The sequence below is a fragment of the Xanthomonas sp. SHU 308 genome (assembly GCF_000364645.1).
Lineage (GTDB): Bacteria > Pseudomonadota > Gammaproteobacteria > Xanthomonadales > Xanthomonadaceae > Xanthomonas_A > Xanthomonas_A sontii.
The window spans coordinates 1-9692 of record NZ_AQOK01000649.1 but is presented as its reverse complement, the minus strand read 5'-3'; the positions used below and the strand labels follow the sequence as shown (position 1 = coordinate 9692).

The 9692-nt window shown below is 70.1% G+C and carries 9 protein-coding genes and 1 tRNA gene; 2 read left to right on the top strand and 8 right to left on the bottom strand.

Translation table 11 applies throughout. The features are described from left to right. On the top strand, positions 1-1828 hold a 1828-nt coding region (locus tag D588_RS0118085), incomplete at its 5' end, for an alkaline phosphatase PhoX (RefSeq protein WP_026143855.1). 70 nt (positions 1829-1898) lie between these two features. On the opposite strand, the gene pgi is transcribed toward D588_RS0118085, so the two are convergent. The 6 genes from pgi to pcnB form a co-directional block, all read right to left on the bottom strand. Next, on the bottom strand, positions 1899-3413 hold the full coding sequence (gene pgi, locus D588_RS0118080) for a glucose-6-phosphate isomerase (protein ID WP_017916973.1): 1515 nt from the start codon (positions 3411-3413) through the stop codon (positions 1899-1901). Further along, positions 3410-3790 (bottom strand): aspartate 1-decarboxylase, encoded by a 381-nt coding sequence (panD, locus tag D588_RS0118075; protein WP_017916972.1) that lies wholly within the window; start codon positions 3788-3790, stop codon positions 3410-3412. Before panD ends, pgi begins: the two co-directional genes overlap by 4 nt. 175 nt (positions 3791-3965) lie before the next feature. Further along, a complete protein-coding gene (gene panC, locus D588_RS0118070; protein ID WP_017911689.1) occupies positions 3966-4805 on the bottom strand; it encodes a pantoate--beta-alanine ligase in 840 nt (279 codons plus the stop codon). Then, on the bottom strand, positions 4802-5620 hold the full coding sequence (gene panB / locus D588_RS0118065) for a 3-methyl-2-oxobutanoate hydroxymethyltransferase (protein WP_017916971.1): 819 nt from the start codon (positions 5618-5620) through the stop codon (positions 4802-4804). The genes panC and panB overlap by 4 nt, the downstream gene beginning before the upstream one ends. Before the next feature lie 31 nt (positions 5621-5651). Further along, the gene (gene folK, locus D588_RS0118060) at positions 5652-6161 is read right to left on the bottom strand and encodes a 2-amino-4-hydroxy-6-hydroxymethyldihydropteridine diphosphokinase (protein WP_017916970.1); all 510 of its coding nucleotides are present in this window, start codon (positions 6159-6161) and stop codon (positions 5652-5654) included. Beyond that, positions 6158-7576, bottom strand: a complete 1419-nt coding sequence (pcnB, locus tag D588_RS0118055) for a polynucleotide adenylyltransferase PcnB (RefSeq protein ID WP_026143854.1) — start codon at positions 7574-7576, stop codon at positions 6158-6160. The genes folK and pcnB overlap by 4 nt, the downstream gene beginning before the upstream one ends. A gap of 29 nt (positions 7577-7605) precedes the next feature. Between pcnB and D588_RS0118050 the strand changes: the two genes are divergently transcribed. Then, positions 7606-7680: transfer RNA gene (locus D588_RS0118050), tRNA-Glu, on the top strand. A gap of 244 nt (positions 7681-7924) precedes the next feature. On the opposite strand, the gene folE2 is transcribed toward D588_RS0118050, so the two are convergent. Continuing rightward, positions 7925-8875 (bottom strand): GTP cyclohydrolase FolE2, encoded by a 951-nt coding sequence (folE2, locus tag D588_RS0118045; protein WP_026143853.1) that lies wholly within the window; start codon positions 8873-8875, stop codon positions 7925-7927. Positions 8876-9298: 423 nt separating this feature from the next. Further along, positions 9299-9692: MFS transporter (locus D588_RS25290; RefSeq protein ID WP_043085813.1), on the bottom strand; the 394-nt coding region annotated here is incomplete at its 5' end.

Sequence of the window (9692 nt, the reverse complement as noted above, 5' to 3'; positions counted from 1 at the left end):
GCCGCGGCCAGGCCGCCCGCCACGGCCGCGCGTGCGCGCGGTCAGCTTCGACGGCATGGCGGCGCCTTCGCTGGCCGAGCCGGCGGCGATGGCCACCACCAGCGTGCGCTCGCACGTCGATGTGATCCTGCACGATGGCAGCCGCCAGCGGTACGCCCTGGCCTACCGCCCGTTCTTCCTGACCGGCGACCAGGTCCCCGACGGCGCCGGCGGCACCGTGCTGGCCGGCGGCTACTACGACATCCACAACCGGCCGATTCTGGACCGCTCGGTCCCCGGCAGCGAACGGCCGTTCTTCTCGGATTGTCCCGACGGCTCGTCGCTGCTGACCCTGCCGCACGCGCACGTGCCCGGCGTACGCGGCAATACGGTGTTCGCGGTGGTGCAGTTCGAGTACACCACGCGCGATCTCGCCGGCAACGGCACCTATCGCCAGCTGCCGGCGCCGATCGCGGTGCTGACCCTGGACCAGGACCCGCGCAGCGGCCACCTGCGTCTGGTCAAGTACCACAACGTCGACACCTCGGCGGTGCACGGCCTGTGGACCACCTGCGGCGCCAGCCTCTCGCCCTGGAACACGCACCTGTCCAGCGAGGAGTACGAACCCGATGCCGCCAGCATCGCCGGCAACACCCAGTTCCAGCGCTTCAGCGAACACCTCTACGGCGACGCCACGCGCGCCAATCCGTATCACTACGGGCACCTGCCGGAAGTGACCGTGCACGCCGACGGCAGCGGCAGCATCCGCAAGCACTACTGCCTGGGCCGCATCTCGCACGAACTGGTGCAGGTGATGCCGGACCGGCGCACCGTGCTGATGGGCGACGACGCCAGCAACGGCGGCCTGTTCCTGTTTGTCGCCGACCGCGAGTGCGACCTGTCCAGCGGCACTCTGTACGTGGCGAAGTGGCGGCAGCGCTCGGCCAGCGGCCCCGGCGCGGCCACCCTGGACTGGATCCGCCTGGGCCACGCCAGCAGCGACGAGATCGAAGCGATGGCAGACGTGCTGCGCATCGGCGACATCATGGACGTGGCCACGCGCGATCCGGGCGACCCCAGCTACACCCGCATTCCCTACAGCGGCGGCTTCAACTGGGTGCGGCTGCGCCCGGGCATGGAACAGGCCGCCGCCTTCCTGGAAACCCACCGCTACGCCGCGCTGGTCGGCGGCAGCCTGGGCTTCACCAAGATGGAAGGCACCACGGTCGACACGCGCGATCGCATCGCCTACTCGGCGATGTCCTACATCCAGGGCAGCATGCTCGATGGCTCCGGCGACATCCGCGTGCAAGGCCCGACCGCCGGCGCGATCTATGCGCTGCCATTGCGCGGCGGCCAGCGCGACCATCTCGGCCAGCCGATCCGCAGCGACTGGGTACCGGTGTCGATGAGCGCGCCGCCCGCGCTGACCGGCCGCGACCTGCCAGCGGCCGACGCGCTGGGCAATCTGGCCGACCCGGAGCGCATCGCCAATCCGGACAACATCAAGTTCTCGCAACGCCTGCGCACGCTGTTCATCGGCGAGGACAGCGCCATGCACGTGAACAACTTCCTGTGGGCCTACAACGTCGACACCGGCAAGCTGTCGCGTCTGCTGTCGGTGCCGGCCGGGGCCGAATCCACCGGCCTGCACGCGGTCGACGAAATCCACGGCTGGACCTACGTGATGAGCAACTTCCAGCACCCCGGCGACTGGGAAAGCCCGCTGCACGACAAGGTCAAGGCGCAGTTGGATCCGCTGGTCCGAGCCAACTACAAGGACCGCTACGGCGCCGCGGTGGGCTATCTCACTGGCGACCCGGTCGGGCTGCGCCTGGACGAGGTCTAGGGCGCGGTATGCAGCGTGGCGACCGATCGCGCGAGCCGCTCAAGCTCGCGCGATCGGAGGCTGCTTCGCGTCAGCCCTGCAACCGCGCCAGCACCGCGCGCGTCACCGGGTCGGCGATCTCGGTGGACTGGCCCTGCAGCGCCGGCAGCAACTGGCTCGCCAGCTGCTTGCCCAGTTCCACGCCGAACTGGTCGAAGGCGTTGATGCCCCAGACCACCGACTGCACGTACACGCTGTGCTCGTACATCGCGATCAGCGCGCCCAGCGCCTGCGGGGTCAGCGCGTCGAGCAGGATCAACGTGCTCGGGCGGCCGCCGGGATAGTCGCGGGCCGGATCGTCGCTGCCCTGCCCGTTCGCCAGCGCTTCGGTCTGCGCCAGCAGGTTGGCCAGCAGCGCCTGGTGGTTGACGGTGTACGGGTCGTCGTTGCGGATGCAGCCGATGAAGTCGGCCGGCACGATGCTGGTGCCCTGGTGCAGCGCCTGGAAGAAGCTGTGCTGCACGTCGGTGCCGGCGCCGCCCCACCACACCGGCACGGTGTCGGCCTCGACCGGGCTGCCGTCCAGGCGCACGCGCTTGCCCAGGCTCTCCATCACCAACTGCTGCAGGTAGGCCGGCAGCAGCGCCAGGCGCTGGTCGTAGGTCATCACCGCCTGCGTCGCGTAGCCGAGCAGGTTGCGGTTCCACAGCGTGGTCAGGCCATGCAGCACGGCCACGTTGCGCTCCAGCGGCGCGTTCAGGGCGTGCTCGTCGAACTGCGCGGCGCCTTCCAGCAGCTGTTCGAAGGCGTCGGCGCCGATCGCCAGCGCGATCGGGAAGCCCACCGCCGACCACAGCGAATAGCGGCCGCCGACCCAGTCCCACATCGGCAGCACGCGGCCGGCAGCGATGTCGAAGGCCTTGGCGGCGCGCTCGGGGTTGGCGCTGACCGCGTACAGGCGCTCGCTGCCGCCCAGCCAGTCGCGCAGGATCTGGCCGTTGAGCAGGGTTTCCTGGGTGCCGAAGGTCTTGGAGATCAGCACGCCGGCGGTACGCGCCGGGTCCAGCGTGGCCAGGGTGCGCTGCATCGCCGCGCCGTCCACGTTGGAGACGAAGTGCACGCGGAAGCGCGCGCCGGTGACCGGACGCAGCGCGTCGGCGACCAGGCGCGGGCCGAGATCGGAGCCGCCGATGCCGACGCTGACGATATCGGTGACCTCGGTCTGCGCCAGAGCGTCGATCAGCGCGCGCATGCGCTGCTGCACCTCGCGGGCGCTGGCGTGGGCCTGGCTGGCCACTGGTGCGTCGGTGAGGTTGCCGCGCAGCGCGGTGTGCAGCGCGGCGCGGCCTTCGGTGACGTTGACCGTCTCGCCACGGAACAGGCGCTGGAAGGCGCCGGCCAGGTCGTGGTCGGCCGCCAGCGCCAGCAGCGCGTCGAGCGCAGCGCGGTCGTATTTCTGCCGGGCGAAATTGAAGTACAGCGGTCCGACCTGCAACGCCAACGTCTCGGCACGGCCGGGTTCGGCCGCCAGCAGGTCGGGAAGGCGCGCCCCGCGCAGGCGCTGGGCGTGGGAATGCAGTGCGTCGAAACCGGTGGACTGTGTCATGCGGCCTGCTTTGGGATGCTGTGGTTGGTGTGGGTGATCTTGTTGGCGCCGTCCACATAGACCAGGGTCGGCTGGAAGCGCGCGGCTTCCTCTTCGCTCATGCCGGCGAAGGCGGCGATGATGATCAGGTCGCCGACCTGCACGTGGCGCGCGGCGCCGCCGTTGAGCGAGATGATGCCGCTGCCCTCGTCGGCACGGATCGCATAGGTGCTGAAGCGCGCGCCGTTGGTGACGTCCCAGATGTGCACCTGCTCGAATTCGCGGATGCCGGTCGCGTCCAGCAGCAGCCCGTCGATGGCGATCGAGCCTTCGTAGTTCAGCTCGGAATGGGTGACGGTGGCGCGGTGGATCTTGGTCTTCAACAGGCTCAGTTGCATGGCACGGGACTGCGGTCAGGAAAGACGCGCAGTTTAGCAGCGAGGGTTAGGTGGCGGTGGCGAGAGGCGGCCTCAAACCGTCGCAGGAGCGGCTTCAGCCGCGACCGGCGATCGCGGGAAAGCCCGGTCGCGGCTGAAGCCGCTGCTACGATGAAGGTGCCGCGGCCTGCCGCGCTCAGAATTCCAGGTTGTCGATCAGACGGGTGCGGCCCAGGCGCGCGGCGATCAGCGCCACGCGCGGGCCGGTGCCATCCTGCGGCTCGCTCAGGTCGGGCGTGCGCAGCACGCTGTAGTCGACCTCGAAACCGGCCGCCTGCAGCTGCGCGGTCGCCGCCGCCTCCACCTCGGCGCGCGGGCGCCCAGCCAGGTGACCGTCGCGCATCGCCCGCAGGGTGCGGTGGATCTGCGCCGCGCGCGGCCGCTCCTCCGCCGACAGGTACTGGTTGCGCGAGCTCATCGCCAGGCCGTCAGCCTCGCGCACGATGCCGCCGCCCAGGATCTCGATCGGGAACGCCAGGTCGGCCACCATCTGCCGGATCACCGCCAGTTGCTGGTAGTCCTTCTTGCCGAACGCGGCCAGGTCCGGCTGCACCTGGTTGAACAGGCGCGCGACCACGGTGCACACGCCGTCGAAATGGCCGGGCCGGCAGGCGCCTTCCAGCACCTCGCTGACGCCCGGAGTGTGCATGCGCAGCGCCAGCTCCACGCCCAGCGGATACATGCTCTCCACCGTCGGCAGCCACAGCACGTCGCAGCCGGCGCCTTCCAGGCCGCTGGTGTCGGCCTCGGGCGTGCGCGGGTAGCGGGTGAAGTCCTCGTTCGGGCCGAACTGGGTCGGATTGACGAAGACGCTGGAGACCACGCGGTCGGCGTATTGCCGCGCCAGCATCACCAGCGAGAAATGCCCGGCATGCAGGTTGCCCATGGTCGGCACGAAGGCCACGCGCAGGCCCTGCCGCTTCCAGCCGGAAACGATGGCGCGCAGTCGCGCCAGGTCGGTGACGGTCTCGATCATTTGGCGTAGGCGTGTTCGGCGTCGGGGAAGGTGCCGGCGCGGACCGCGTCGGCGTAGGCGCGTGCGGCACCGGCGATGGAACCGCCTTCGGCCAGGAAATCCTTGACGAAGCGCGGGCGGCGGTGGCCGCTGTCCAGGCCGAGGAAGTCGTGCATCACCAGCACCTGGCCATCGCAGTCCGGACCGGCGCCGATGCCGATGGTGGGGATGTCGATCTCGGCGGTGATGCGCGCGGCCAGCGGCGACGGCACGCATTCCAGTACCAGCAGCGCGGCGCCGGCCGCGGCGACCGCCTTGGCGTCGGCGAGCAGTTTGGCCGCGGCGGCCTCTTCGCGGCCCTGAATCTTGTAGCCGCCGAAGGTCAGCACCGACTGCGGGGTCAGGCCCAGGTGCGAGCACACCGGGATGTCGCGTTCGCTGAGGAAGCGGATCACCTCCAGCTTGTGGCCGGCGCCCTCCAGCTTGACCATCTCCGCGCCCGCCTGCAGCAGCCGGGTCGACGCGTCCAGCGCGCGCTCGGGGGTGGCATCGGACTGGAACGGCAGGTCGGCCACCAGCAGCGCGCGTTGCAGCACACGCGCCACCGCGGCGGTGTGGTAGGCGATGTCGTCCACGCTCACCGGCAGGGTCGAATCGTGGCCCTGCACCACCATGCCCAGCGAATCGCCGATCAGGATCAGGTCCACGCCGTTGGCGTCGAAGGTTCGCGCGAAGCCGGCGTCGTAGGCGGTCAGCATCACCAGCTTCTGCTGGCGGCGCTTGGCCTCGGCCAGGGCGGGAACGGTCCAGGGCTTGCTGTCGGCGTGACTGCTCATAAGCTCATGTGCTGCGGTAATGAGCCGAGCATTATCTACCGATTGGCACGATCCCGCCGGTTTCGATGCGGTCGCGTGCGTCACGCACCGTTCCATGGCCCGGAATGACCGCGTCGGCGGCGATCTCGGCCAGCGGCAGCAGCACGAACGCACGCTGGTGCAGGAACGGGTGCGGCACCTGCAACCCCGGCAGGTCGATCACCGCCTCGGCATACAGCAGCAGATCCAGGTCCAGCGTACGCGGGCCCCAACGCTCGCCGGGCAGGCGCTGGCGGCCGTGGCGGTGTTCCAGGTCGAGCAGCGCCTGCAGCAGGTCCGGCGCCGGCAGCGTGGTGGTCACCAGCGCCGCGGCGTTGATGAAGTCCGGCTGGTCCTCGCGGCCCCAGGCCGGGCTGCGGTACAACTGCGAAGCACGCAGCAGGCGGGTCTGCGGCAGGGTGTCGAGCGCGGCCAGGGCCGCGCGCAAGGTCGCCTGGGCGTCGCCGAGGTTGCCGCCCAGGCCGATGCAGGCCTGGACGGGCGCCGGTGTCGCGGCGCTCACTCGACGGGCGTGGCGGCGTCCGGGCGGCGGCGCCGGCGCCGGCGGCGCTTGGGGGTCTCTTCGCTGTCGGCCGGCGGCGCGAACGCAAGCTCGTCGCCGGCGTAGTCCACCTCCGGATCGAAGCCGCGCGGCGGCGGCGCGTAGCCGGGCTGCTGCTGCAGTTCGCGCCAATAGGCGATGTCGGCCGCGTGCTCGTCCGACGCGGACTGGCGCACGATCAGGAAATCGAACGCGGCGCGGAAGCGCGGATGCGACAGCGTGCGCACTACCCGCTTGCGCTGGCGCGAGGTGAAACGCGACTGCAGCAGCCAGATCTCCTGCATCGGCAGCGAGAAACGCCGCGGCAGCGCCACGGTGCTGAGTTGGTGCAAGGTCACCCGGTCGGCGGCGCGGCGTTGCGCCTCCTCCATCTGCATGCCCTGCTTCTGCAGGGTCATCAGCGCGCGACAGTAGGCCGGCCACAGCAGCAGCGCGAACAGGAACGCCGGCGACACCGGCTCGTCGTTGGCGACGCGGTTGTCGGTGTTGCGCAGGCCCTCGATCAGCATCCGCCGCAGCGCGCCGCTGCGGTTGGAGCGCAGCGCCGCCGCGCTCTCCGGGAACAGCGCGGCGAGCAGGCCGTGCCGCTCCAGGCCCTCGAAGCTGGCCACGCCATGGCCGGACAGGAACAGCTTGAGCACTTCCTCGAACAGCCGCGCCGGCGCGGCCTCGGCCAGCAGCCCGGCCAGCCGCGGGATCGGCTCGGCGGTGCCGGCCTCGATCTCGAAATCGAGCTTGGCCGCCAGGCGTACCGCACGCAGCATGCGCACCGGGTCTTCCCGGTAGCGCTGCTCGGGGTCGCCGATCAGCTTCATCAGCCGCGCCTGCACATCCTCGAAGCCGCCGACATAGTCGCGCACCGAGAAGTCCTCGATGGCGTAGTACAAGGCGTTGCAGGTGAAGTCGCGGCGCACCGCATCGTCCTCGATGCTGCCGTAGACGTTGTCGCGGACCAGGCGGCCGTTGTCCACCTCGCGGTCGCCGCTGCCGTCGTCGACATTGGCGCGGAAGGTGGCGACCTCGATGATCTCGCGGCCGTAGACCACGTGCGCCAGGCGGAAGCGGCGGCCGATCAGGCGGCAGTTGCGGAATAACTGCTTGACCTGCTCGGGGGTGGCGTCGGTGGCGACGTCGAAGTCCTTGGGCTGGACCTGGACCAGCAGATCGCGGACCGCGCCGCCGACCAGATACGCGCCGAAGCCGGCCTCGCGCAGCCGGTACAGCACGCGCAGGGCGTTGGGGCTGATGTCCTTGCGCGAGATGGGGTGCTGATCGCGCGGGATCGCGCGCAGGGTGAATGGCGATGGAACTGGCGGATTGATGATGGCGCTTCCGTATCGGGTTGCGGGATTGCCGAAGGGCGGCGAGACCCATATACTAGCGCGCTGCAATCGACGCGACCAACGCTCCCTTCGTCTAGTGGTTAGGACGTGGCCCTCTCAAGGCTAAAACAGGGGTTCGAGTCCCCTAGGGAGCGCCATCCTCGCCTCGGCTGCAGCGCGACACAGCAAAAACCCCGCCTTGGCGGGGTTTTTTGCGTTTCGGCGCCGGCCACGGCCCGACGCGTCTCATTCCTGGTTGCGCGGGTGTCGATCGCCCTCGGCCAGACGGCTGCAGACGCCGGCACGCCGACCCAAGCATACCCGGAACGCCGAGGTGGCCCGGGCGACGTGCGCGATCCGGTCGGCATCAGTGCGCACGTACCGACCATCCGCAGGCCGCGGTCAGGCCTGCGCCAAGTCAGGGGCGGCCTCCCCGGCCATGACCGCCACCGGCGCCGATGCGGTCTCCGCCACCGCATCGTGCGCATGCAGGCTCTCCAGATGCCGCACCTGTACCTGCACCTCGGCGTAGCGCGCACCCAGCGCCTGCTGCAGGCGGCGCGCGGCGTCCTCCACGTACATCAGGTTCTCGCCGTTGCGGCGCGCGAACGCCTGTTCGTCGGCGCGCCGCACCGCCGCCTGCACCGGCGTGGCCAGGGCCTGCTCGGCCAGCGCGATCACGCCCTCCGCGTCGAAGCGCACCGCGCGCACCGACACGCCGACCCGCACCGAGGCCACGCTGCGCTGGCTATGCGGGGTGGCGTGACTGCCGTGCCGGAGCAGCCAGTCCGCCACCGCCTCCCGCGATAGCGAGGCCTGTTCCGGGTGCTGCTGCACGAAGGCCTCGCTGAGCAGTTGCCGCGCCAGCGCCGCCGAACACGGGCAGGTCGAGGAATACAGCAGATCCACGCCGAGTCCGAGCCGGACCACGCCGCCACGCAGCTCGGCGTCGATCCGCAGCGGATACGCCCGCCATCCGGCCAGTTCCGGGCTGCGCAGTGCCGGGCTGCGACGCAGCAGTTCCAAGCGCAGCGACACCCGCGCCGCGGTCGAGGCGCAGTCGGCGTGGCTATGCACCATCGCCCGCAGCAACTGCGACAGCCGCGACGGCGACAGCGGCTGCTGCGCGCACTCGTCGAGCAGGCGGTACAGCCGCGACATATGAATGCCCTTGACCTGCGCCGACGGCAGGTCGACGGCGAGCGCGGCCTGCGCCGGCACGTGAGCGGGCATCGCGCCCTGGCCCGCCTCCAGGCAGATCGGCAGCGCGATGCCGTCCATGCCCACCCAGTTCAGGGGAGCGGCGATCTGCGAAGGTTCGTCGGCGGCGACATCGGGCAACGGCGGGGAGATCTGCAGGTTCATCGGATCGACGGGAGCGGCAAGGGAGCGAGGGAGCGAGGGACGGCAAGCAAGGCGGAGTGACAATTGTTATAAAGTAACACAACAAGCGCACACCGATGGGACCGCCCTTCGCACACCTCAGGAATCAATGAATCCCTATGGGCTGCGCGGATCTGCTCACAAGGATTCGCCCAGACCCTCATCCGCCCCTGCGGGGCACCTTCCCCCGAAAAGGAGGCCATGGTCCCGGCGGGAGAAGGTAAAGGCCAAAGCCCCTCTCCCACCGGAGCCCCTCTCCCACCGGGAGAGGGGTTGGGGTGAGGGTACGACACGCGCAGCGCCACCACCGATCCGGCAATACCTTCAGCCGCCGGGCTACAGACACACCGATCCAGCGATGGCACGCGCGCAGCACGCGCGTGCGTATCGGCCTCAGCCCTGCATCTGTTCCAGTTCCTTGCCCTTGGTCTCGTACACGTAGCGCAGCACGAAGAACACCGACAGGAACGCGGCGACGGTGTAGATGCCGTAGGCGCCGGCCAGGCCGATGCTGCCGAGCAGGACCGGGAAGGTAACGGTGATGGCGAAGTTGGACATCCACTGCGCCGCGCCGGCCACCGCCAGGCCGGAGCCGCGGATCTGGTTGGGGAACATCTCGCCCAGCATCACCCACATCACCGGGCCCCAGGACATGTTGAAGAAGACCACGTAGACGTTGGCGGCGATCAACGCCAGCCGGCCCATGCCCGGCGACAGCGCCAGCTTGCCGGCCGCATCCAGCGAGGCGCTGGCGAAGGCGATGGTGACCAGCGCCAGCGACACCGCC